Origin of the sequence: uncultured Kocuria sp. (assembly GCF_947500125.1) — a bacterium.
Lineage (GTDB): Bacteria > Actinomycetota > Actinomycetes > Actinomycetales > Micrococcaceae > Kocuria.
Window position 1 is genome coordinate 152,490 of record NZ_CANMRA010000005.1, and the last position, 23,520, is coordinate 176,009.

At 54.6% G+C, this 23,520-nt stretch carries 29 protein-coding genes and 1 pseudogene; 14 read left to right on the forward strand and 16 right to left on the reverse strand.

What is annotated here, in order from left to right; translation table 11 throughout:
* Positions 1-11: 11 nt before the first annotated feature.
* From Q0817_RS05410 to Q0817_RS05440, 7 genes are all read right to left on the reverse strand, one after another.
* Positions 12-377 carry a hypothetical protein gene (locus Q0817_RS05410; RefSeq protein WP_298585135.1) on the reverse strand — a complete coding sequence of 122 codons (366 nt, stop codon included), beginning with the start codon at positions 375-377 and terminating at the stop codon, positions 12-14.
* A gap of 17 nt (positions 378-394) precedes the next feature.
* On the reverse strand, positions 395-1,513 hold the full coding sequence (locus Q0817_RS05415) for a phage protease (RefSeq protein WP_298585136.1): 1,119 nt from the start codon (positions 1,511-1,513) through the stop codon (positions 395-397).
* A gap of 164 nt (positions 1,514-1,677) precedes the next feature.
* Entirely contained in the window at positions 1,678-2,487 is an 810-nt protein-coding gene (locus Q0817_RS05420) for a hypothetical protein (protein WP_298585137.1), read from the reverse strand.
* Positions 2,462-3,796: a DUF935 family protein gene (locus Q0817_RS05425; protein ID WP_298585138.1), complete on the reverse strand. Its 1,335-nt coding sequence runs from the start codon at positions 3,794-3,796 to the stop codon at positions 2,462-2,464. The genes Q0817_RS05420 and Q0817_RS05425 overlap by 26 nt, the downstream gene beginning before the upstream one ends.
* Before the next feature lie 17 nt (positions 3,797-3,813).
* Positions 3,814-5,040: a PBSX family phage terminase large subunit gene (locus Q0817_RS05430; protein WP_298585139.1), complete on the reverse strand. Its 1,227-nt coding sequence runs from the start codon at positions 5,038-5,040 to the stop codon at positions 3,814-3,816.
* A gap of 7 nt (positions 5,041-5,047) precedes the next feature.
* Positions 5,048-5,449 (reverse strand): terminase small subunit, encoded by a 402-nt coding sequence (locus Q0817_RS05435; RefSeq protein WP_298585140.1) that lies wholly within the window; start codon positions 5,447-5,449, stop codon positions 5,048-5,050.
* 61 nt (positions 5,450-5,510) lie between these two features.
* Positions 5,511-8,810 carry an Eco57I restriction-modification methylase domain-containing protein gene (locus tag Q0817_RS05440; RefSeq protein WP_298585141.1) on the reverse strand — a complete coding sequence of 1,100 codons (3,300 nt, stop codon included), beginning with the start codon at positions 8,808-8,810 and terminating at the stop codon, positions 5,511-5,513.
* A gap of 63 nt (positions 8,811-8,873) precedes the next feature.
* On the opposite strand from Q0817_RS05440, the gene Q0817_RS05445 reads away from it, so the two are divergent.
* From Q0817_RS05445 to Q0817_RS05455, 3 genes are read left to right on the forward strand one after another with little or no spacing between them, the layout of a single operon-like run.
* Positions 8,874-9,599, forward strand: coding sequence for an adenylate/guanylate cyclase domain-containing protein (locus Q0817_RS05445; RefSeq protein ID WP_298585142.1), 726 nt, complete (start codon positions 8,874-8,876; stop codon positions 9,597-9,599).
* Positions 9,596-10,201 (forward strand): Pycsar system effector family protein, encoded by a 606-nt coding sequence (locus tag Q0817_RS05450; protein WP_298585143.1) that lies wholly within the window; start codon positions 9,596-9,598, stop codon positions 10,199-10,201. Before Q0817_RS05445 ends, Q0817_RS05450 begins: the two co-directional genes overlap by 4 nt.
* Complete coding sequence (locus Q0817_RS05455) at positions 10,180-10,755, forward strand: hypothetical protein (RefSeq protein ID WP_298585144.1); 576 nt, start codon at positions 10,180-10,182, stop codon at positions 10,753-10,755. The genes Q0817_RS05450 and Q0817_RS05455 overlap by 22 nt, the downstream gene beginning before the upstream one ends.
* 11 nt (positions 10,756-10,766) lie before the next feature.
* Here Q0817_RS05455 and Q0817_RS05460 read toward each other — a convergent pair whose 3' ends face one another.
* The 3 genes from Q0817_RS05460 to Q0817_RS05470 form a co-directional block, all read right to left on the reverse strand.
* Positions 10,767-11,003, reverse strand: coding sequence for a hypothetical protein (locus Q0817_RS05460; protein WP_298585145.1), 237 nt, complete (start codon positions 11,001-11,003; stop codon positions 10,767-10,769).
* 3 nt (positions 11,004-11,006) lie between these two features.
* Positions 11,007-11,348 carry a hypothetical protein gene (locus Q0817_RS05465; RefSeq protein WP_298585146.1) on the reverse strand — a complete coding sequence of 114 codons (342 nt, stop codon included), beginning with the start codon at positions 11,346-11,348 and terminating at the stop codon, positions 11,007-11,009.
* Between the two features lie 527 nt (positions 11,349-11,875).
* Complete coding sequence (locus Q0817_RS05470) at positions 11,876-12,526, reverse strand: hypothetical protein (protein WP_298585147.1); 651 nt, start codon at positions 12,524-12,526, stop codon at positions 11,876-11,878.
* 50 nt (positions 12,527-12,576) lie between these two features.
* Between Q0817_RS05470 and Q0817_RS05475 the strand changes: the two genes are divergently transcribed.
* Together Q0817_RS05475 and Q0817_RS05480 are read left to right on the forward strand one after the other, a co-directional pair.
* Positions 12,577-13,203, forward strand: coding sequence for a hypothetical protein (locus Q0817_RS05475; protein ID WP_298585148.1), 627 nt, complete (start codon positions 12,577-12,579; stop codon positions 13,201-13,203).
* A gap of 66 nt (positions 13,204-13,269) precedes the next feature.
* The gene (locus tag Q0817_RS05480) at positions 13,270-13,740 is read left to right on the forward strand and encodes a hypothetical protein (RefSeq protein ID WP_298585149.1); all 471 of its coding nucleotides are present in this window, start codon (positions 13,270-13,272) and stop codon (positions 13,738-13,740) included.
* 1,277 nt (positions 13,741-15,017) lie between these two features.
* Here Q0817_RS05480 and Q0817_RS05485 read toward each other — a convergent pair.
* The 3 genes from Q0817_RS05485 to Q0817_RS05495 all read right to left on the reverse strand — a co-directional run bounded on the left by Q0817_RS05485 (position 15,018) and on the right by Q0817_RS05495 (position 16,225).
* Entirely contained in the window at positions 15,018-15,248 is a 231-nt protein-coding gene (locus tag Q0817_RS05485; RefSeq protein WP_298585150.1) for a hypothetical protein, read from the reverse strand.
* Positions 15,245-15,418, reverse strand: coding sequence for a hypothetical protein (locus Q0817_RS05490; RefSeq protein WP_298585151.1), 174 nt, complete (start codon positions 15,416-15,418; stop codon positions 15,245-15,247). Before Q0817_RS05490 ends, Q0817_RS05485 begins: the two co-directional genes overlap by 4 nt.
* A gap of 78 nt (positions 15,419-15,496) precedes the next feature.
* Positions 15,497-16,225: a replication-relaxation family protein gene (locus Q0817_RS05495; protein WP_298585152.1), complete on the reverse strand. Its 729-nt coding sequence runs from the start codon at positions 16,223-16,225 to the stop codon at positions 15,497-15,499.
* Positions 16,226-16,521: 296 nt separating this feature from the next.
* Here Q0817_RS05495 and Q0817_RS05500 point away from each other — a divergent pair, with 296 nt between their 5' ends.
* The 9 genes from Q0817_RS05500 (at position 16,522) to Q0817_RS05540 (ending at position 22,262) form a co-directional block, all read left to right on the forward strand.
* Positions 16,522-16,881: a hypothetical protein gene (locus Q0817_RS05500; RefSeq protein ID WP_298585153.1), complete on the forward strand. Its 360-nt coding sequence runs from the start codon at positions 16,522-16,524 to the stop codon at positions 16,879-16,881.
* Between the two features lie 36 nt (positions 16,882-16,917).
* Positions 16,918-17,529: an ERF family protein gene (locus Q0817_RS05505; protein ID WP_298585154.1), complete on the forward strand. Its 612-nt coding sequence runs from the start codon at positions 16,918-16,920 to the stop codon at positions 17,527-17,529.
* Positions 17,530-17,580: 51 nt separating this feature from the next.
* Positions 17,581-18,162 carry a hypothetical protein gene (locus Q0817_RS05510; RefSeq protein ID WP_298585155.1) on the forward strand — a complete coding sequence of 194 codons (582 nt, stop codon included), beginning with the start codon at positions 17,581-17,583 and terminating at the stop codon, positions 18,160-18,162.
* Between the two features lie 230 nt (positions 18,163-18,392).
* Entirely contained in the window at positions 18,393-18,620 is a 228-nt protein-coding gene (locus tag Q0817_RS05515; RefSeq protein WP_298585156.1) for a hypothetical protein, read from the forward strand.
* Between the two features lie 846 nt (positions 18,621-19,466).
* Positions 19,467-19,763 (forward strand): hypothetical protein, encoded by a 297-nt coding sequence (locus Q0817_RS05520; protein WP_298585157.1) that lies wholly within the window; start codon positions 19,467-19,469, stop codon positions 19,761-19,763.
* Positions 19,764-19,798: 35 nt separating this feature from the next.
* A complete protein-coding gene (locus tag Q0817_RS05525) occupies positions 19,799-20,038 on the forward strand; it encodes a hypothetical protein (RefSeq protein ID WP_298585158.1) in 240 nt (79 codons plus the stop codon).
* On the forward strand, positions 20,039-20,842 hold the full coding sequence (locus Q0817_RS05530) for an ArdC-like ssDNA-binding domain-containing protein (RefSeq protein WP_298585159.1): 804 nt from the start codon (positions 20,039-20,041) through the stop codon (positions 20,840-20,842).
* Between the two features lie 75 nt (positions 20,843-20,917).
* On the forward strand, positions 20,918-21,280 hold the full coding sequence (locus Q0817_RS05535) for a hypothetical protein (protein WP_298585160.1): 363 nt from the start codon (positions 20,918-20,920) through the stop codon (positions 21,278-21,280).
* A 580-nt stretch (positions 21,281-21,860) separates the two neighbouring features.
* Positions 21,861-22,262, forward strand: coding sequence for a VRR-NUC domain-containing protein (locus Q0817_RS05540; protein ID WP_298585161.1), 402 nt, complete (start codon positions 21,861-21,863; stop codon positions 22,260-22,262).
* Between the two features lie 115 nt (positions 22,263-22,377).
* Here the strand turns inward: Q0817_RS05540 and Q0817_RS05545 are convergent, their stop codons facing one another.
* The 3 genes and pseudogenes from Q0817_RS05545 to Q0817_RS20060 form a co-directional block, all read right to left on the reverse strand.
* Positions 22,378-22,689 (reverse strand): hypothetical protein, encoded by a 312-nt coding sequence (locus Q0817_RS05545; protein ID WP_298585162.1) that lies wholly within the window; start codon positions 22,687-22,689, stop codon positions 22,378-22,380.
* 82 nt (positions 22,690-22,771) lie between these two features.
* Positions 22,772-22,972, reverse strand: a complete 201-nt coding sequence (locus Q0817_RS05550) for a hypothetical protein (RefSeq protein ID WP_298585163.1) — start codon at positions 22,970-22,972, stop codon at positions 22,772-22,774.
* Positions 22,973-22,996: 24 nt separating this feature from the next.
* A pseudogene (locus Q0817_RS20060) lies at positions 22,997-23,245 on the reverse strand (hypothetical protein); the annotation flags it as partial.
* Between the last annotated feature and the right edge of the window lie 275 nt (positions 23,246-23,520).

The window sequence follows — 23,520 nt, forward strand, 5'->3', positions numbered from 1 at the left end:
TTATTTTTCTATTAGGCCGCAACCTTGTCAGTCTTCAAGTACTCGACGACATCGCCAGCGACACCAGCTGAAACAGCTGTACCGAAGACCACGTTGCCGGCAGCAGCTGTTACCGCTGCACCTGAAGCGTTTGATGTAAGTTCTGCACCCTTGGCGACTGTTGCACCAAGGCGTACCTTGAATGTGCCCTGGCCGTTGCGTAGTGCGAATGAAGCGGTAGCTCCAACCTTCGCACCTGTTTCGACAACACCAGCGATGTCAGTAGCGCTGTCAGCCAGCACAACCTTGTCATCGGCGTTGAGTTTGACAATCTGGTATGGACGAACTTCTGCTGCTGCTTCTGCTGCGCCGTAACCACCTTCTCGGAATGTAGTCATATCTTTCCCCTTATTCCTTACTGTTTATTCTCTTGCTCGGCTGTGAACTGCTTGCGCAACCCAGCATCAGCCTTGAGCACGGCACGGGTTGCGTCACCGATGGTCTTGGCTTCGCCTTTGTCGACGAGCTCTTTGGCTTGAGCGAACACGCGGTCGACGACTGATGCGCCTTCGCCACCTTCGCCGTTGCCAAGCTCACCGGCTAGCAGCTCGTTCTCTGGAAGGTTGTTGATGAACTTCTCCAGACGTGTGCGCTGGTCGCCTGCTGAGGCCAGTAGTAGGTCTACAGCGTCGCCCTTGTGGTCGCTCTTGATGCGGCCCTTGGCGATGCTGGCGCTTACGAACTCTTCCGCTTCTTTGCGGGCGAGCTTCTGTAGGGCTTCGCGGCCGGCAGCTGCGTCAGCACGAAGCTGCTTGAGTTCTGCCGCGTTCAGTCCACCCTTGGCGCTTGCCTGGACTCCGTCACCTTGGTCGGCGTCGTCAGAGTCGTCATCACTCCCCTGGTCGGCGTCGCCTTGGTTGTCGTCAGCATCGTCGGCTGAATCATCTTGGTCTGTCTCGTCTACGAGTTGGAACGTCGTGCGCTCTTCGTCGGTGAGATCTGCTTTGTGCTCGGTAAGAAATGCCTTCTCTTCGTCGGTCAGATCTTCGAGTTTTTTGACACGTACCTCTGATAGGTCCATATCACCTCCTTTTTCGTTTGGTTTATCACTGTTGCCAGCGTCGGTTGACGCCATGACCGGCTTCAGCTTCGTGAATAATGGAATGTTTGTTAGGCCTGCGCCCGTGAAAACGTTTTCCACGAACTCGCCCTCAATTTGTGGGTTCTCCCACGGCCAGTCGCGTGGGTTCCACTCTGGAGAGATGTAGCGATACTCGCCATCCTCCAGCGATTGGCGGGCTGCTGGGGTCCACTCGATGTTTCCCCATAGCTCAGTGCCGTCGTTGTCTACGAACAGACCGGTGATCCAGCCAGCGGCCTTGCCGCCCATGTCGTGTCCGTAGTTGATCGGGGCCTTCTTGCTTCCTTCTACTAGACCTATGCCTTCTTCGAAGTGGTTGATCATTTCAGCAAGGTCAGTGGCAGTCATTTCAAAAGCGCCATGCCATGGCGTGTGCCAGTGGCCAATGCTCATTAAGTGGATTTTGTCAGGTATGGCAACACCGTCACCTGAGGCCGCAGCTTCTAGCTTGATAACTCTCTGTACTGGTTTGATTGTCTTACTCATCTAGTTACTAATCTGGAGTAGCGAGAGGAATTAGTCAATAGTAAAATCGACAGTAAATTCAATAGTAAAGATTAGTAGATGTAGATCAGCCCACACCTACAACGAGGATGTCCAGCCGGTCGGTCTACTTCCCTACCGTCGGCCAGGATGAACAGCTCATCTATGTCGAGTGTCTTGCCGACCTGAGGAGCGCACAGTTTGCAGGCGCCGGCCAAGCCGTCCCAGGTCTTCTGCTTAGCTCCCGTGCTCTTGGCGTAGTGCTTCAAGCCTGTCTGGTAAGCGTTCACTGGTTCGGTCTGTGCGATGAGCTCAGCCCGGATTGGGTTGTCGATCGCCCTCATCAGTCGCTCAGTGGAGGCGTTAATGTCCTCCCCTAGTGCGATGCTCTTGGCTACCGATTCCCGGATCTGCTTACGGGTTGTGTCAGTGACGCCCTTGACGAGGTCCGCGGTGTATCTGCGAGCGGCCTCTTGGATCTGCACATCAAGCCGAGCGACGTCGAGCGTGGCCATGCCGAGTGGGATGCCGTAGACGCTCTCCCCCGCCACGACTCCCGTAGCTACCAAGTCAGTGATGACGGCGAGGATGGCGGCGGTCAGTAGCTTCTGCTCTTCCTTCCACACTTCGTCGTCGTTGTTGGCCACCGGACCAGCGTCAGCCTTGATCGGCTCAGGTAGTCGGGACCAGTCCACGTAGGCCGGCGCACGTAGAGCCAGCTGATGTAGGTACTCAGCCACGTGAGTCTCTAGCTGCGCCTCTAAGTACGTCAGCAGCGCGAAGGTAGTCGGATCAGCCTTGTAGCTCTCCTGCCAGTCCTCAGCCGCGACGATGGCCGCTCGTAGCTGTGTGCGTGCCTCAAGCAGCTCTAGACGTGTCGCCATACAACTGCCTCGTAATGGACGCGTGGAGCTTGGTTGCTGCCTCGACCTGCTTCATGATGTCCTTGGCAGACTCCTTGTCCTTAGCCTCGGTCTGACGAGTGCCGTCATCTTCAGCTTCATCGTCCCGCTCAGGGAAGCCGATCAAGTTGCGGACGTGGGCTTCGTCTTCGTCGGATGCTGTGAGCAGGCCTGCGTCAGTGAAGCGGGTGACTGCTTCAGCAGTGGCGGCGATGTCCACATCAGCGAAGTCTGCGTAGCGCAGTTCCGGGTAAGCGTCGACGTCAAAGTTGAGGTCGACGAGGGTCTTAATGACGTAACCCATCGTGTCTGCGATGCCAGCAGCGATCGACTCGTTGGCCATAAGGAACAGCTTGGAGTGGTCCTCACTAGTTGCCCGTGAACCACTGCCACCTTGAGCGCCGAGCTCGAGGAACTGAGCCAGCACGTTCTTGCCGATCTCTCGTACGTGGTGATTGATCATCGGCGTGGTGTCCTTCAGAGTGCCGGCCTTCATATCCATGAAGTTGATGTCCCAGCCGTCCGGCTCTTCGATGTAGGCCTCTTCATTGGCCCGGAGGTTGCGAGCTGCCCGCCTGGCGGATGTCAGTGCGTTCTTGTCGGCGCCCTTCGGATGCTTGATCTTCACGACTCCAAGAGCCTGACGCTCAGTCGCTACCGCGTCGATTTGGTAGTACTTGTCGACGTAGAACCAGTGCTTGTAAGCGGCACGGAGGATAGAGCGGCCAGCGTAGTTGTCGCCCTCTTGCTCATTGGTGAAGACGACAATCTTGTTGAGCGGGATGTGCAGCTGCTTGCCGTCCGGGGTCATCTGAGTGATACCGGGTTTGCCGTCTCCTGCTTCCCAAGCCGTGATGGTGGTCTGCTTACGGAAGGCCAGCTTCTTCAGCACGATGCGCTCGTGACCGTCGACGATGCGCGGCTCGAAGACCATCTCGTGGACCGAGAAGCCGAACTCGAGGTGAGTCAGGATCTCGTTGAGCGTCTGCTGCCACTTGATGCTGTCGAAGAGGTTGTAGTCGATGAAGGCCTTGATCTCGACGTCCTTGTCCTCAATGGAGGCTGCCTCGACGAACCACTTGGTCGACTTGATTGGAAGCTTGACCGCCTTGAGGGTGGCGCTGACAGTGGCGTCAGAGCGGCGCATCTCGTCGTAGATACGGATGGCGTTTAGACCGGTGAGTTTTGAGTTGTACTCTTCGCCAGTGATGATCCCATTGAAGATATTGATACCTGACTCGCCTATTTCAGGTCCGGTTACTTTTGGTGGGGTTTTAGAATTACTGGCCATCTACCACTAAATGTAAATCAGAACCGACTATCTAACAAGCCCTTAGTAATTAGGCTATCGTCGTAATCATCCTCATCGTCGTCTTCATCACGACGGAATTGCAGCACCGGCTTATCGATTAGATCAGTCAGTCCATAGCGCAGGGCGTCCATGCTGTGGTCCCACAGACCTATTGGCACGTTGAGCGGGTCGCCGTTCTTGTCCTTCTTCCACAGGTAGTTGCGGTACTCCTTCCAGACGTTGAGGCTGCGCTTAGTCACCCAGATCTTCTGACCCTGGACTAGCTGGATGCCCTGGTTGATAGAGCCTGGGCCCTTCTCAGCGCCGATGATGTTCAAGCCATAGCCGTCGATCTCGTCGATGGACTTCGGCTCTGAGGAGTCAGCTACTACCAGCGTCAGCCCTTCGCGGTAGTTCGGCAGATCAAGGATGAGGTCCGCGATCTGCTTGTTGCTCATGCCCTTGGTGAAGCACTCCTCGTCAAGCACGTAGCCACCGTTCCACTCGTAGATGCCCACGATGGCGGTCGGGTCGTTGGTGTAACCGAAGTCGAGCCCGTAGCGCATGAGCCGGGCTTCGTCCGGTACAGCGTCGATGGTCTGCCAGTCTCTGTAGATCTGGCCCTCGTTGATGCCAATCTCCCCCAGCCCGTAGATGCGCCACATGTTCGGGTCGCTCTTCAGGGTCTCGATCTCGCTCACGATGCTCTGTGGCAGCGCTTCGTTGTCAAGGTAGGTCAGCTTGTCGAACTCAGCGTCAGGGCGGTCCAGCAGCTTCGTATGGACCCAGAACTCATTGACCGGGTTGAAGTCCAGGTAGATCACCATGGATGTACGCATGGCCAGCTGGCGGTAGGTCTCGTAGAGCACGTTGTTGCACTCGTTGACGAAGAGGATGTGGCGAGCTGGGCCGCGGACCTTATCCGGGCTGTCCGCGCTGAAGAACTCGATGATCGAGCCGGTGGCGAACGTGTAAGTGAAGTCAGGCGACTGCTTCCAGCTGGCCTTCTCGAAGTACTTCCGAGCCTTCATGATCTTGAGGAAGTCACGCATGGCACCCTTGCGCAGATGAGGCAAGGTCTCACTGACGATGCTGATGACCAGGTCGTCGTGGGACTGAGCCAGGTCGATCAGGCACATCAGGATGGCGATGGTCTTGCCAGCTCGAGCCCCGCCTTGAAGGATGCGCAGTCTCGAATTGAGGCGCTGGATCTTCTTGAGCGACGTAGTGACCTCAAAGTCCATGAGTCAGTTACTCAGCCTTGGTGCTTGGCTTCGGCTTCTCGGCAGGGACCGGCAGTGGAGTCGTGCCACCCAGCAGCGGCGCCGGCATCTCCTTGATGTGGTGGTCCGTCTCTTGCTTGTCGACGTAGTCATGCTTGACCAGCATGAGCTTTGTGATGGTTGAGTTGAAGCGGTTGTAGAGCCCGCCGTTGATCAGTCGCACCGCTTGCTCGGCCATAATCTCTTCAAAGATGTCGGAAAACTCGCGGCCTAAAGGGGTGTCGAGATCCTTCCACTCGTACACAGTAGAGCGGTGGACACCGAGGTAGAGCGCAAGACCTTCCTTGGTTGGAAGCACACCAAGGCAAGTGCTGAGGTACTTGTTCGCCTTCTCGACTAGATCTTTGGTGAGTTTGGTAGGTCGTGCCATATGCCCTTATTTATGACACAAATGAGGCAATTAGTGAAGATGCCCCAAGCTTTCGTCGATGTTAAACCGTGAACGACGCTTCGACGAAATCGATTTCTTCGGAGGAGAGACCGAACATGGAGTAGAACAGGGCGTCCACTTCAGCCTGAGCTGCATCAACTCCGTCAACAATCTCCTGCATCTTCGCTTGGTAGCCTTCGAAATACTCCTGCAGCTCGTCCTTCTTCTGGACCGACATCTTGCTCTTTAGGCCCTTGAGCATGTCGAAGTAGTCGACATCCCACCACTTGTTGAACTTTCGTGGCCAGACCGCTACACCAGTTTCCTGCTTAGCGAACTTCTTAAATCGGGCATCAGTCTTGATGAGCGAAGCATGGAGCTCCGCAAGCGTGCTGGCCAGTTCAACAAAACGCCCTTGCTCCTCAGCCGAGACCTGTTTAATCGGCGTATTCTTCAGAGTCGGAGCGGAGTACAGCAGATAACCACCGTTCATGCGCAAGCCGTCAAACAGGCACTCAAACGCGAAGTTGTACAGCTTAGAGTTGAGCCAGCAGAGCACGTACTCAGGCTTGAAATCTGAAGTAAACGAGTGGACGCAATTCGTGTTGATGGAGGCGTACTCACCCTTAGCGTCATAGAACGCCTCGCAGGTCTTGCCAATCTTGGAGATAACGATCTTGGGGGACGAGTACAGCGACCGGCGGTTGGCTGACACGATCGGGCTGGAGACCTTCAGCCTTGGCCGCACGAACGTCTTGCCCTGGTTAGTCAGCTGGTCGTAGCCCCAGGTGGACGCGTACGGGTCAATGGTTCCCGTGTTGATCAGCTTGGGACCAGTCTCCTCGTCCTCAGCGATCAGAGGCGAGTAGTCGTCAGCTTCCGAGGCCGTGGACGTGGCATTGATCGTCCCCGCCTTGGACAGACCGACACCCTGCTGAAAGACCTTCTCAGTGATGTCGATCTTGTCGTTGAGCAAGAAACCCAGGATGTGCTCATTGAGGATCGACAACCTGCTGGAGTCGAACTCCTTCAGGACCGGCCGTTTCGTCTCCTCGTCGATGTTCCCCGCAACCAGCGTGTACCCATCGCCAGGCGGCAGCTTGTCCAGGATGGTGATGACTGGGTAGGTGCTGGCGTCTTCGAAGACAGTCTTGTCTGAGTAGTCCAGCAAGGTCGAGAACCTGTAGTTGTCGACCAGCCAAGTCCGTAGCCCCTTGCCGTAGCTCGCAGACAGATAGCGATTGGGCGAAATGAACCCGAGTCGACCGCCATCCTTGAGCAGTTTCATACCCTTCTCAAAAAAGTAGATGTAGAGGTCCACCGAACCCGTCGACGTCTCATACTTCTTCTTCAGATATTTGCGCTCAACCACAGGCATGGACCGCGAGAGTTCCATGGCGCTCACATAAGGCGGGTTACCGAACACAATATCGAATCCGCCAGTCTTAAACACGTCTGGGAAAGCCACTTCATAGCTAAACCCCTTGACCTGATCAACGGCCTTGTCCGAGATCAAGCTGTTTCCACACTTGATGTTGTCATCGAGCGAGGTGAGCTTCTTGCCGGCCCTGGCCGTCTTGAGCCACAGACTCAGCTTGGTGATCTCAACGGATTCGTCATTGATGTCTACGCCAAACAGGTTCTGACGCAGGATGGAGTCGATCCAGTAGTCAACCGTGAAGAAGTCCTCTTCTTCGAGGATCGCCACAACACGCTCGTTCTCGCGCAGCAGGTAGTCCAGGGCATACACCAGGAAGGCCCCACTTCCACAGGCGGGGTCAATCACCTTCACGTTCTGGAGGACGTACTGATACTGCTTGTAAGCCCGGACTTCACTTTCACGATACGTCTCATCTTTACGGCGCTTAGAAAGCTCGTGCTTCTCGATGAGTGCCTGTTCTTTGTCCTTCAAGAAGGCACCCAGGGTGCTGTCGACGATGTACCGGACGATGTAGTCAGGGGTGTAGTAGACGCCCTCAGACTTACGCTTGCCGGTAACCTTCTCGCGCTTGACGAGCTCGTCCAAAGCGTCGGCCGGCGGCGCATCGGTTTCGACCTTGCTCTGGACCTTGGAGCGGATCTCTTCCAGGTCGGTGATCGACTGCTCAAAGATATGCCCCAGGATGTTGACGCTGAGGTCTTCTTCGAAGTTGTAGTTGCTCAGGTTCAGAACGCCCTTGAGCGCCTCGTCAGAGACCTTCAGGCCATCGAGTACCGGGTCATGAGCGAACAGCCCACCGTTATAGCCAATGGGGATGCCGAGGTTGTCGCTGCCGCTGTCGATGGCGCTGAAGAGAGACTTGAGCATCATCCACAGTGAGGAGTACGCCGAGGTGTCGGCATCCCGCTGCACGCTGGCAAGTACGTTCTCCGGCAGTAGTCCGCGGTCTTCAGCGAAGCAGGAGAAGACCACTCGGTCGACGATCTTCTGGCCCAGCTGGATCGCCAGATCGAACTTCGTCCTCAGATCCGGGTTGTGCCGGTAGATGTCCCTCAGCAGCTCGAGACGAGCGTCCTTGTACTTGGCATAAAACTCTTTGCCGATTGCCTCTTGCTCAATGCGAAAGTGAGACAGCAGCTGTTCAGTCTTGGACTGGCCTCGATCCGCGACGAAGTTCTCGCGGCGTAGTAGGCCGTACCACGTCTTGAAGGCGTAGTAGTCGCCTGCTGGGTTGACGAGGTCGTCCAACGTCCACGTCTCGAAGTCCAGCTGGTTGTCGTTGTAGAGGCGAAACTCGTAGAAGTTGCTCACCACTACAAACGGGCAGGTGCGGTACTGAGTCTTGTACTTGAAGCCCTGCTGAACCGGGCTCATGTTGCCCTCACGCCTCTGTGGGCGGTCGAGGGCTGTGGCTGCACCCTTGAGCTCGACGACAGCTGCAATGTTGGCGATGTCGGCGCTGGTGTCTGTGTAGCTCAGAACAGCGTCAGGCAGCTGCTTCTTCTCTGTCGTGGCCTTGGGCTCGAACGTAAACGGAGTGGCCGGCTTGTCCTGGTAGCCCAGGATCGTAATGAAGAAGTCGGAGTTGTAAGCCTGCTCGCGGCTCGTCTCCTTGTCGGCCTTCAGGGACCCATGGCGGTAGTCCTTATGCCACCGACGGACGATCTCCAGCTTGTCCTGGATCTCCTCCGTGCTGACTTCCTCAGCGAGAGCCTCAAGTTTGCGTTTGCCAAATAAGCTAGCCACCCGAGGGAGTCTAGGTGACGGCTTCTTGCTTGCTCGGTAAGGCCACGCTTGAACCAGCGCTTCAAGTCGGACGTCGGTGCTCCTGTGGTTCACTGTCCCCTCGTCCACTCCCCTGCGCCTGTCCCTCCCATTCGGGACAGTCATCAGCCTCCAGGCTAGGGCACTGTCAAGCACCCAGTTAGCTTGTCGCGATGGATCGCTAGAGCCGATGAAAGTGCACACGAGGCAGGAGGAATGGTGACGCTCCACGATGAGCTTGAGGAGGCGGTTGACAAGATCGCCCTCACGAAATTGAACGTCAGGTACGGTCGGTCGGTTCCTGACGTCCAGGATTTCAACCTGAGCAACGAAGGAATCAAACTCGACGCCGCCTACATGTATGTCGACCTCGTCGGCTCTACGCGCCTGGAGGCCGACCATGAGGAGGAAACTGTAGCGAGGTCGCTCAAAGCCTTCTTAACTACAGTCACCAAGGTGATTCTTCACTACAAGGGTGAGATTCGAAGCTTTGATGGCGATCGGGTCATGGCAATTTTTATTGGCGACGACAAGTGCGCGAGGGCTGTTCGAGCGGCATGGGCAATCCGCTGGGCCATCGAGAATATCGCCCAGTACACCTTATGGGCTACGATAGATGAGCTCTTTAATAGCAAGTGGAAGATGCAGGCTGGGATCGGTATCGACACCGGTTTTGCGATGCTCATCCGTGGTGGCGTCCGGGACAACAATGACATCGTGTCCATTGGCTATGCGCCAAACATCGCTGCCAAGCTAAGCGATATCCGAACTAAAAACGCTACATACATTACCGAGGACGTCTGGGAAGAGCTACCTTTCGAACTCAAGTACAAAGAGCTGGCCAACGACAACTACGAAGCCAAATGGAGCACCGCGCGCTATCAAGACCTTGGAGGGCGAACTGCTCAGATTCGCTTCTCCACGTACTGGCTGATACTGAAATGACCACTCCCGCCGAACACGCCTGGCAGATCCACTCCGCTCAGATGGACTGGACTGGCAAGGTAGACGCCAAAGCGAGCTTCGCTCTGGCACTCGACTCAGCAGCCATCGCCGCCCTTGTTGCGTTGTCTGCGGAGAACATGATTTTTGCCGATGTCATGGACAGTTGGGCAAGGATTCCCTACTGGGTCAGTGTCGGGCTGTTCGCTGTCGCTGGGGGTTGCGCCCTATGGGCGGTGGCTCCATCACTCCGCTGGTGGGCCTTGAATGATGAGTGGGACGACAACTACATCTACTTTGGCCACGTAAGGCACTGGCACGCCGAAAACCTCTCGATGGTTCTTGGTAGCGGGGACATCACCCCAGTCTTGTCACGTCAAATCATTCAGATGTCTCGCATTGCGTGGAAAAAGCATTTGAAGGTTGGATTCTCCCTGTGGCTAGCCGGCGCAGGGGTGCTGTCGCTGATAGTTGCCGCAATCGCCGCTGGTATGGAAATAGATAAACGCACCACTCCTCAGCAAGCGGCGCAAGCCGTATGCTTTAGCGAACAAGCCAGCACTCGCCCCCAGGAGGCTGCTCTATGCGTTCCCCGCTCGCTTTAACCGCCGTCACCTTGTCCATGCTCCTCCTAGCTACGGGCTGTGGCGCAGAAGAGCCCGCTGAGGCTGAGGTCGCGCCAGCTGCTGAAGAGTCCACTCCGGCATCCTCACTCCCCCAGCTCGAGACCGGCCAGACGAACAGGGAGCTTGCGGAAGATACGACCGATGCACTCACTCAGTGGTTCAACGCTGGACAGGGCGAAGTAAACGCTGAGTGGGACGGACCGGACGGTGATGAAGAGCTGCATGAGGACTTGGGTGTCATTGCGAGGTCTGTAGCGAAAAAGCACCAACCCGAGTGGGCTGATGCTCTGTTAGTTGAGGACTACGACACCGTGACGACTGGCTGGCCGCTCAGTGAGCTGGTCGAGGTACACGCTCATCAGCTGTACGAGGCTGCTCGGGGTGAAGGACCGACCCAGTTTGAGGTGGACGGTCCAGTAGAGGAACTAAGTTCTGATCCACTGACGCTATCCATCCCCATCGACGGAGAGCCGGTGACGATCAGCTTCGAGGAAGACGGAGAGGTGATGCGGATCCTGTCGATTGAGCAGTGAGACCACAGTGGCTACCGCTCGACCACGTAGTCGACGGTTCGCTTCGCCTTGCACCGCTCGCAGCCGAGCACGACGAAGTAGGCTTCCATACCGATCCACTCGCCACGAGGGCGCACAGACTGCTTGAACTTACGCCAGTCATGTTGACACCCGCCTTTAGCTTCCAGAAGCGTCTGTGGAGCTCGTGACGCTCTCACAGCGGCAATCTTGGCGTGGAGACGTTGGCGATGAGTGGCGAAGTCGATCATGACCTAAGCTCGATCCTTTTGGCTGTTGAGTTGAGCTATACGCTTTTCTCGATACCTACCTAAGCTCTGATAAGCAGGAGGTATACCAGCTACTTCGTCTATACGAGCCTCAAGCTGCCACTGCTGTTTGTTGGCTTCGAGGAGTTGCTTGATATTCGCAACTTGATCTTGATGCCAGTAGAACTTTGGATTGCCATGCTTGTCGAGCGTTATAGCATCAATGATTTTATCTCGCAGCTCGTCAAGCGCCTTGCTCTGTGGCATGTCGCCACATTTCCCGCACAGACAGTCACGCAGTACGTCGTCATCGTCGTAGTAGGACTGGCACTTGTATTGGTCGGTCACGCCCTACGCCTCCACACACCCGGCGTACAAGGACAATCGCTCGGCCCGCACCCCACCTATGTAGTCGGTAGCGCCAGCGAAGTCGTAGGCACCAAGGTGCTCCCCTAGCGTCATGAAGATCTCGTCATCCAGTGCTAGCACGTCGTGGCAGGCCTGCGGAGTGACCTCCTTGGTGACTGTCTTAGTCACCACTCGCTCAGTCGGTTCACCGGCTACTTGCGGACCTGGTGTGCTTTGGCCGGCTGCGCCGATCATGACTCCGACAATGAAAATCAGTATGCCAGCTAACGCGTTATAGCGAAGTGGGTGTTGCTCCTTTAGTTGTTCTAGTTTGTCCATATTTAGTTGTTCCCGTTTACGTTTACTAAGCTATCAACTAGCTCTTCCCGCACACCATCCAACCTAGTACCGCGGGTTGGTTCACTCGATGACGTGGGGAAAGGGTGAGTTGATTATTGCCTTATCGACTGCCTTCACTATGCGCCTATTTGAAAATAAAAGCAATAGACAAACACAACAATGTGTTGTTAAAAAAGCGGAAGCCCTTTCCACTTACGTCCTTCAGTGGTTCGCTTCAGCTGGTCATTAAGAGTGGCGCTGTGCCGCTTCGCACTAGCAGTCGACTCAGTTGTATGGTCGCGACCCTCTGTACTGCTGGGCATCAATCTCCACTGCCCCTCCTCTGTCTTGCCGGGTGTCCCCATCCAGATTTCGAAGTGCTTAGCCTTCACCGTCTTACCGTCACTGTCCCATGTGAGCTGGATGCGGTACCCGTGCCCGAGGAAGCCACGATGCCAGAACGACGGACTCTCCCACACGACACCGAAGTAGACAGGCTGGTTAAGCTCATGCCCCTCAAGAGCAACCTCGCAGCTAAGCGGCTCATCGTCGGCAGACCAGCTGGTGCGGCTGTCTGAGAAGTTCCGAGCGTCTACGTCCCCCCACACGGCCAGGCTGGTGTTGTACCTGACGCCTGGACCCCTTGCGTAGACACCGAGGGCAACGTGAGTGGCGGGCCAGTCTATGGGCCTCTCACGGTTCAAAGGCGCCACCAGGAACTGCAGACCAGCGGGGCTTGAAGAGACACGCTGTAGCTGGAACGAGCGATACGTGTAGTAGGCAGCTACTAGAGCAGCGATGAGTGCGGCCACGCCGATGATGAGGCTCGGTACGTCCATGAAGTCAGCCTAGATGGATAGGCTTGCATGTACTCCACGGGAAGGTCGCCATGTCACTTGATGCTCTACTCAAAGCTCTGCCAGGATCACCGCCGTGGCTGGTGGTATTACTACTCATTATCATCGCAACCTTCCTCCTGGAACGAATCGTCGGCCTCACGACCAGCTTCACGGCCAGGCGTAGCGATCACCAGCTACTCGACCAAGCGGACAAAGCGGTGTCCATACTTGAAAAGCTTCCCGAAAACCACAAATCAAGGACTCAACTACTTGCCTACATCTCGCACGGGCCAATAACTGAACTAGCAGCAAGGCAGTATTCAAGGACAAGCCGCAAGCGTGAAACAATTGAAAGAAAAAAACAACGCGCCAACGCTATGGCCGCCGCGATCATGTCGTTCATAGCCTACGCACTGTCCGTGCCTATTGTAGTCAACGCAATTAATGAATTACTTGCAAATTACGATGTGACGCCTTTCTATCAAGTTGTCGGAAACGCGTTGGCTCTTATTATTCTGACCTTGCCATTCGTTATTCTGGGCGCAGTGACGTACTGGTACATGGAATTAGTACAAAAATTTGAAGGAGTATTACGCAGAGCCCTCAATAACGCAAAGGTCCGACGCATTCGAGAAAAACAGGAGAAGCGAGGGGTTGGTGGAGTCTACGAAATCTGAGCCATACGCCCCGGTTCCAGGAAAACGATAGGATTGTCGGCATGATCGCTAAGGAGCTACGAAGTTATGAATAGCCAGCACCAAAAAGCGCCATGGGATCGGGACAGCTCCTCAAGCAGTGAAATAGCGCCCATTTCGACACACTCAATCGTTAGCCCGTCAAAGTGGCTAGCGGATGACGTGTTCTGGAAGCAAGTCGCTTCGAACGTTATAAGTGCAGGGATCATAGCAGTTATGGGCATAACGGTTATCTCGATCGCCAGCACTAGGCTAAGCGGAGAGACAGATAAGACCTGGACCACCGTGCTCGGTGCCGCAATGGTTCTTTTGAGTCTGCCATTCACAATGCTTGCAGCAAAAGTGGCACATGTAGGTAAAAAATCTTCAATAGCCAAGAACTTGCTTTTCTTCGTACTTACCTTTGCTGCAGTTGGCTTCGCCGTGCTTGGCTCAACAATCATGTTTATAATCGCAGTCGACAACATCATTGAACCTATCGTAAAAGCGGAGTTAGATCAAAAATGGGGAAATCTATAAACAGCAACACATGATGGCCCTCACTGGTTGTGAAACCCGGACACCACCAAACCGCTAATAAGCTATTGATATTGCATGCCGTATTGTTTATGATAAGAACAACTATTCGGATCTTCGTAAGTCTGAATAGGGGGATAAAAGTAAAACCCACCTCGTTGAGATGGGCTCGGATCTTCGTATAACTTCATTATGAACGAACCGAAACTTTTATGCAATAGTTGTGGGGAGTCCCAGACTGTCGGCTTTAGGCGCAACTCAAAAACAGCCTTTAAGACAGCTAAACGTTTTAGGCTATCGTAAAGCTTGCTTTGTACTGATGGATCAAAGTCAAACAATCCGCGCACTTTCACAATCAGTTCACAGTTCATACAGCTGCTGCGGTAGTAAGTGGCGGAATAGGTAGACGCTTAATTATCGGTAAGACTCTGAAGTCGATACAAGGGCAGAGTCATGCAGGGTGACTAGAACGGGTTAGCAAACGGTCGTAAAACGAGAACCTAGGATTACTCTTGGTTGACCGACCAGTGCCCGGCAAATCCCTGCCTTGCTACCGCAGTAGCTGTATGAAACCGTTGAAGGTAGCTGTGAGGGAGCCATAGTCAGGCGAAGCGCTGTGAACAGCAGGTCTACATGCCGCACACCCGCCCTACGTAGAAGGGGGCAGCAGAAGCAGGTGGAAAGTTCACTCCCTCTCACATACCTTCAATACCAGTCGAACGAGACTATAACCAATCACGCTCTACTGGAACAACGGGGAGTTACTAATCAAGCTAACCCTGATGTGAACGTCCAACAGCACCCCACTCAGGGAATGCTTTAGTATCAACTCCCCCCGTAGCTTACGGATTCAAGAAGGGAGTTTTTAGAGTGCCCAAAAATAAGCTTGCAAAAAGATAGCCACCCACTCATAATGCCAACCATGAACGGGCATCAAGAAACCAAAACAAACCTAACCGACCTAATAAACAAGCGCTTCACGATCCAGGACCACCACTGCGAGTACTTCCCGCCGACACTGGCAGAGCGAAGAAAGAATTTACACCGCGTGCAATACAACATACAATTCAAGAAGGCCTATGCAATACCACGCAGAAAGCCCTCGCATGGAAAAACCCCGGAGTAATCCGGGGTTGCTCTTTGTCTAAATCAGTAGACCTATTGTCACAGCCTGTATGACGATCGTGAGCCAGTAGATAGGTTCTCGGTCGTCTTTTCGCTTGTAGCGCCTTGTATAGCGTTTGGTGCGGTTTAGCCAGAACTGTTCGCCGGTACGTGGGTCAACGACTTCCATGGTAGTTCTGGATCGCATAGTCAGCGATAGCAAGTTGGAAGTCTTTCGTGTCGCTATCCGGCGCACCAGCCCACAGATCTCGGTGTTCAATAAGTCGGGGCAGCGTGACGGACTCTATGAGCCGTTCGGCTTTCTCTGCAATGATCTGCTGTCGGGTCATCTTGCAATCACTGCACAGCTCGAAGTATTCGTCATAGTTTGAATGGTCGCAGCTCATCGCTTGGCCTCCCCTAACCCACAGGCTTCGGCAAAGCGGCCCCAGTCGAATCGTGGATTGTCTTCATAAAGGACGTCGCCCAGTCGGTCGATGGCGCACTCTTGAATTGCTCCCTGTTGGTATTGTTCGCGGATCACCTCCGCCAACTTATTGTAGTGTTTACGTGTCATGCTTTATCTCCATTTAGCTTTTATGACACTATTTATTATGGGCTAACGGGGGTGAAAAGGCAATACTTTAGCCAGCAATTAAGTAGTAGAAAACACACCACTAACAGAGGTCGCCACGTCTTCCAATAGCCAGACATTGAACAGCCCGTCGGGGTAGTCCTCGTCATCCTCGATCAGACTTTCAATCTCGCGGCGTCTAAGCTCGTCTGGCACGACAAAGACGACCATAGGGAACGCAGCCCCATTGCTGTCTTCTGAGCCAATCCAGGCCTTGTAAAAGCGCTGAAGCTTATCCCGGAGTTGGCGCTGGCGTTCCGTGCCTAGGTCAACCTCAATCCAGACAGACAGCCGCGCTCGTGGCTCTTGGCTCTCTAGCTCGACGAACAAGTCCGGGCGTACCTCGTAGCCGTTGACACGTCGGTGAGTGTCCGGCTCTGTTGCGTAGCCGGTGAGGGCTAGATCTGTAACCCGCGTCAGTTCCTGCAGCTGAACAAAGACGTCACCAATCATGAGCATGTGGGGTTTGATTACCCGGTACGGTGTGTACTTGCCTTGAACCCGGCACACCTCCCAGCCGGCCGACCCCAGTTGGTAGACGTACTGACCAGAGCCAGCGCCACGGCCACCGATGGGGCGGCGCTCTAGTACAGCCAAGTATTTAGACGAGGCTAGGCGGGTAAGGGTTCGATCTAGTGGAGTCTTACTAGCGTTGTTGTGGAAAAACATAGCTTGGATTTGACCACTCGATAGCTGCCCGAAGCGGGCTACAGCCTTGATTATATCGAAATCACGAGCAGTCATCCTCATGCGCTTAGTGTACAAGTGAACAGTACGCACGCCTAGGTCTGTGTTTTCCCTAGCCACGGCGCTTATAAGTGTGTGTCGACGCCCATGTTAGGCCCACGTCCGCGCACACAGCAGAAGTTTGACCCGCTGGGCCATGCAAAAAGCACAACACTATTCACTCACAAACCTATTGCTTATTATGCACCATAAGCGCATACTAACGACATAGCGAAAGCAGCCCAATATGAATAGGGGCAAGCAACTAGCTAGGGAACGTAAACGATAATCGGGAGTAACTAATATAGGATCAAAGATTTATGAAACGCAGCCCCTATCCGGTACCAGTGAAGCGAAAGGGTAAACGGCTCAAGAACAAGACTTTTGACTTCGACTTGCCGTTCATTCAAGCCCTCATCTGGTTCGCAGGCAAGGAATCAACCACATACCAGATGAAGGTGTCTCAAGCCGCAGTGGTGAAACGAGGCGTACTAGAGACCTTCCCAGCACTTCGCAAGAGGTACCTGGAGCTAAAAGAACAAGAACTAAGGGAGACAATCCATGCGAAAAAACAACCTAAGCATACGCGAGCTGAACAGGCGTCAGAAAGAGAACGAGAAGAATCGGCCATACGTGCCACAGCGGCACAGTTCGATGACCGCCAAAACAACCAAGCCTAAGCTCGACATCCGTCTAGCGCTTGTGAAGGGGGTGGTATGGACGATGCAGTAAAACCGCTCGACAAGCTTGCTCCGGCTCTAGTGGCTCTACAGGCTGACTTGAAACCAGTCGACAAGAGCGCCGACAATCCGTTCTTCAAGAAGAAGTACGCTGACCTGCCATCAGTGATGAAGGCAGTCCAGCCGTTGCTGGCTACCCACAAGTTGGCAATCAGTCAGTTCCTAACGAACATCCATGGCGATAGCGCCATCCGCACCATCCTGTTGCACGAAAGTGGCCAGTACATCGAGGACATCGCGCCTCTGATGATGGGCAAAGACGACTCACAGTCACAGGGAGCAGCCACCACCTATGCCCGCCGCTACGGCGTTATGGCTGTCCTAGGCGTTGTTGCTGAGGAAGATCATATGGACCCCGACTCACCACTACGCGGGCATCCTAAAAGCACTCAAAACATCATTGGCAACGTGCCAGCCGCTTCCCCTAACCGTCAGGCCACAGAGAAGCAACGCTCATATCTAGCCAACCTGGCCCGAAAGAAAGGCAAGGATAACGCTTGGATCGACGCCACACTGAACCAGGTCAGGTCGTCTCAGGACGCTTCCGCCATCATCGACAAGCTCAACATGCTTGACGACGGGGCTTAGACAACCAACCAACAACTAAGGAGGTGACCACACCTCAGGAGAATCACAACCATGCCAGCTAAAGGCACCAAACCAGTAACCGAGCAACTGTTCAACACAGTGACGAGTCAGCTGAAAGCAGGCAACCCAACCCTCGGTGTTGCTCAGGTCAACGGAATCAAAGAGTCGACCGTCCGGGCCATCCGCCAGGCGAAGACTTGGAAGGAATATCAGCGTCGCAAGGCCGCCAAGGTGGCGAAGATGACTGCTGCTCGACAGTCGAAGCAATCAAAGGCTCCCCTCCACATTCCTGTGTCATCCAAGCGGTCCTACGCCAAGCGGGTCGAAGTCAAACGTGCAGGAGCTCTTCCGGCCCCAAAGGCAGTAAGCGTAGACGACATAGAGTTGGAGCACGTCGTTACTAGAGCTGACTTAATAGCCATGGAGGAACGCCTTCAAAAGCATCTCGACCAGATCGCCGACGTGACCACCACCCTCGCTAGAGATGAAGCAGTCCATCACCACAAGGTCGAGCTTCTAAAGCCAGAACTTCACATCGCCCGTCGCCTCGACAACATGGACCAGTCCCTTATGCGGATTGAGCGAGTCCTTCAGCCAGTACGTCGATGGTTCGGCGTACGGAGGCACGGGTAGATGCCGGGTACTGCAGCGGGCGGCAAAAAGGCTGCAGAAACCAATAAGACCAAGCATGGATCAGACTTCTACCGGCACATAGGCAGCATCGGTGGCCGTTACGGACGCACAGGAGGGTTCGCCTCAGACATCATCGGTGAGGACGGAATGACTGGACGAGAGCGAGCACGCCGAGCCGGTGCCAAAGGTGGCCGGATTAGCCGCCGTCGCAAACGACTGGAAGCGTCAGCATGACCGGCTACCGAACTGCCAAGGGTGACCTGTCCGCCAAGTTGCTCAAGGCTATGCAGTGGTACTCCATAGAGCACGGCCTCAAGCTGACGGCGTCGAGTCCCTTCCCCATCGTCTGGTTCAAGAACCAGGATGACGGTATTAACAAGGTCCACATGGACGACATCATGGAGGCCTACGAAGCCTTCAAGAAGTCGACCCACGGCAAGAGGAAGACAGCGGCCTAACGGGCTGATGGACCTGCGCAGTGACGACAGATGAAGACCAGGGAGTCCAGGCTGTCGTTACTCACAAGCTCGTGGATGAACAGCGGCTCAAGAAATCGGCGCTGACACGAGTAGCAGTAGTACCTAGACAACCCAGCAGCCTCCATGTGAGCCACCACGCGATCACGGACGACATCACGTCGCTTGATCGCCTCACGAGTAGGACGACGCCCAAGACGCTCATTGATGATCTCTTGGATGCGACGAACAGACCGAGTAGAGCCCAGCTCCTCCTTGATCATCCAGGCTGGCTTCCGCGGCACCTGTGAAGCCAGCTCGACTATTTGTTCGTCCTCGTCGTACATATGCCCTGAGTAAAGCAAAATGTTCGGATCGCGTAAACACCGCACATCCTACAATCGGCATTTTCCGACGTCTAAATGGGGCCTGCAACAGGGGCCAAGTACTACAAGACCATCAAGCTGCATTTTTTGCACATTGACACACACAGTGAGACATGGCGCAACAACCGTGTTTTGCTAAGCCAGAACATCAAGCGCCTTTTTGCGCAAGCGCTCAAAAAGTCACACGGCTTGAAGCACTTTTCCACAGCCTCGCGGCTCAAACGCTCCGTCGGACCAACTAAAAACCATTAGTGCTATACAGCCGACGCGGCGCTTGGGCTGGGAGTAATTAACCATAAACGAGAACCAAAACCATGAACTACCTTTTTGTAGCAATAATACTTTTTCTAGCTAGTGCAGCAATGTTTGCTATTGGCTCATTCATACCCGCCTCGGCGTTTATTGTTGCTGCCGTGCTAAGTCAGATAGCTGGCGAGATTAGCCTAAGCAGGAAGTCTCGCTGATGTCAGAGCAGCTACCAAATGGAGAGTACCCATTCGCCCACTTCACCTTCCAAGGTGAGCGATTCCCAATGACGCCAAGAAACACCAGCGTCTACACCTACCTTGGCCGGCTGGCCATGTATGACCACGTCTTAGTTCAACCAACGCCGAACCTAGACAAATACTTCTGGCGCGAGAACTACGACTTTGAAGAGATGGTTCGACGAGCCGAAGCTGTCGGCTGTGATGTCAATCCAAGGCTGACTGAAGTGGATGAGGCCACAGTTGACGCATACAGGAACAGGCCTGGCGTATGAGTGAGCACGAACCACAGCCAGCCCAGCAACCGTCCATGGCCGCCGAGCTGATCAACTCGCTCAACTACTCCACCACCCCAACTGAGGAGCTGGAGGCCAAGGGACGCTACTGGCTGAGGGAGTACGAGGCCTACAGACTCGATGCCGACGCCACCAAGACCGTCGGGATGATCCTCGACCGCCTCTCTGCTGAAGTGAGCTACCGCCAGCGCATACTGCGCAACGCTGAAGTGCCCGATTGCGTTCCCGTGGAGTGGCTGGAGGGCAACATGTAAATGGAACGCAAGCAATACCGCAAATCACCAGAGAGGAAAGAACAGCAACCAGCCAGACTCGACTGGGAACAGCTACTCGAAGAAGCCCTGGACATGCCAGGCAACCTCGGCAACACCTACAACCGCTTCTACAACTACTCGTTCCTCAATCAGCTGCTGCTCTACCAGCAAGGCGTTCGCGAGCCTGTAAACACGTACGACCGCTGGAAGGCAATGAACCGTCAGGTCCAGAAGGGCAGCAAGGCCAAGGCTATCCTCCGTCCGATCTCCCGCAAGGTTGAGAACGACAATGGCGAGGAAGAGGTACGGCTGACCGGCTTCAAGATGGTCAACTGCCTCTTTACTGCATCCGAGACTGAGGGCGATCCCCTACCGGAGTACGAGCCGAAGCTGTGGAGCCCAGAGCGTGCCTTAGGCGCCCTGGCCATCCGTGAGGTGGCCTACGGGCTGGTCGACGGCAATACCCAGGGTTACAGCTCCGGCCATGAGCTGGCGATCAACCCAGTCGCTGCCTACCCGGTGAAGACGATGGTTCACGAGATGGGCCACATCGTTGCCGGCCACACCGTCCAGGAAAAAATGGCCGAGTACTTGATGCACCGCGGACTGTTCGAGTTCGAAGCCGAGGGCAGCGCCTACCTGGTCATGAACGAAATCGACGAAGAGGAGCGGCACTTCGACTCAGCTGAGAGCCGGGCATACATACAAGGCTGGCTACAAGGAGAGACGCCACCGGAGGAGTCCATCAGGCGCGTGTTCACCACGGCGGACAAGATCCTCAAGGCCGGGAGAGAAGAGTCATGAACCCCACCGGCATAGGACAAGCTGACATCTTCGGTCATGGGTCGGACCTCTGGCCAGAGATCCACGAGGACGGTGGTGAGTGAGCACGAACCAAGGCCCGACGGCGAGGTGTTCTACCGCGTGGACTTCTACGGCCACGAGATTGAAGCGACCACAGAAAACACCAGCGTCCATCAGCACATCGGGGAGCTGGCCATTTACAACGTCGTGTTGGTAGACAGCCACATCATCGGTGTCACCCACCCCCAGTACAAGGAGCTGACCTACCGTGCCATCCTCAACGAGTGTGAGCGTCACATGGCCATGAGGGCGGTCAGTGAGCTGTTCCGGGTTGCGTACAGAGTGCAGAATCTTGATGATCTAGACGCTACTAATACTGTGCCCCAAGAGTGGATAGATAAGTTTGGCGAAGACGGGCCGGGTTCTCCACAGTCTTAGACAATTTGACCATTGCCTTTTAGTCAGAGAATAGTCATAATTAAAGCAGGTCAAAGGACCCGACACTATGAAAATTAGTTACGAATACACAGGGCGACAGTACCTAGCTCCGATCAATCGCAGCCTCGCCGCAAAGAAGCGTAAAGCGACCATCGAAGCCAAGGCTCTAGCCCGAAAGCTCATAGCGATAATAGTCTTGGCTCGGCCATAACTACCCGCGTTGCCCGTTGCTCATCTCGATGCTTTATCTCCAAATATAGCTTTGAGCACGTCCGTTACTGTTCCAGTAGGCAACCACTACTCTATGAGCTTGATCCACCTTGCTACACAAGATCAGTTTCGCGCTCACTCCTGAGGTGGAGTGGTAAGCACGAGCCTTGTGCGGCATGGTGGACCGACGAGTTAGTTTCCCGATTACGTTCTCGTCGGTACTACAGGACGCACGACACCGCCTATAGGTTGAGGCTGGCGGTTCAAAACCCTGGTTCAGCTCCGCAGTACTAGGTTCCCACTGGAGCTGACCTAACCCGACGTCGTGACTCCTGTACTGCGCACACCTCCCGGTGCGTGGTACAGGCGTATGAAAGTCCAGCAACCCATCCCCACCGAAGCCGAAGAACAGATCGCTCTTGTTGAGTGGCTTGAACTCCAAGGTCTACGCTTCACGGCCATCCCTAACTCGACTTACACAAACAGCTGGAGCCAGAAGACCAAGAACCGTCGGACCGGACTGCGAGCCGGCCTGCCGGACATCTTGATCCTGGTGGCGCCCAACCAAGCCAAAGACAACCTGGGTCGGGCGCTGTTCGTGGAGCTGAAGCGCTTAAAGGGTGGCACCGTCTCACCGCAGCAGCGCGAGTGGATTGCGGCGCTCAACGGCCTCCACTCCCCCAGCATTGACTCTGTAGTGGCTCATGGCGCAGCTGAAGCAATCGAGTATGTCAGCGGCTTCTTGAAGGACGTCGACAAGAGCCCGTTCTAATACAAAACCCGCCATCATCAGGCGGGTGTTTTTCTATGTTGAGTTGCCCGTGTGGCCCCAGAGAGTTCAAGACTCAATCTAGGGCCACACGGAGTGGATGTGGATCACCTCCTTGTCAGACAGACGGGCGGAAGCCCTTGCGGCGACCGCGGACCCCGTCTGCGTTGGCGACGATCTTGTCGATGTCGGGCGACAGCTTGCGCCACTCCTCCACCGTCACGATGACCTGCTCGGCGTCCCCGTTGCTCTTGACTTCGAGGACCACCAGTTCACCGGCGCTCTTGAGGTTCTTGATCTCGCCGGGCAGAACGTCCAGCTTGACCGGCTCCTCCAGCCCGGGGGCCTTGCGGACGATGATCTCCAGGAACTCCTTGTCGTCGGCTTCGACACCGGACAGGTCGCTGACGCGCTTGGAAACGTACGCCAATTTACTCACATCCTTTGTTTGGGTAATCACGGGTTGCAATTACTTGCTGGTATTTACTCATACAGAAATGAAAAAGTAAAGATCATTTATAAATGAGGTTCGTTTGGGCAAACTCGCCGTGCAATTCAAGAGCCCATTGGTCGTACATCCACGCTGCTTCCAGTGGGTCAGCATAGTACCCGATATAAACCTTTTCTCCTCTAAAGCCGATTCTTGCGGTATATGCGAGTGCGGTCTTGGCCTTTGATACGCCCTTATATCCTGAGGTGTTATTGTCTGACATGCTTCGGTTGTAAGTGTTCTGCGACTGTCTAGCGACGCGGAGGTTGCACCTTCGATTATCATGCCGGACACCATTTAAATGGTCGACTACCTCACCTCTGATTAGAGGGCGATTGAGTATCCTTTCTAGAATCGCAACGTGCATGTAGATGTAGCGCTCAGCCCCATGCCTACCCGCGTATCCGTTGTTGTAGTGCCATCGGTGTTGAATTAGATCTGAGTCTCTGTTGTCAACAATGGAGACCACGCCCTTGCTTAAATTGATTTCTTTCATGCACCTCCTTTCCGAATAGGAGGCTTTGCTTTATAGTAGAGCTCAGCCCCGACCGCAATTCGGGGTTTTTATGTTTTGTCTTTATTCTACGTTAAATGCTAAAATAAGAACATAGATAATGACCGACTTTGATTTCGACCAATATATGCAAGACTCAACCGCTTCTAGCGGTGTTCCTTTGCTGGTCGAAAACGAATCCGCCTTAAACTCCATCGCTACCCAGATAATCAAACGATAATCACCGGTTGACTCACGCGTTTTATAAGCGCCTTTTT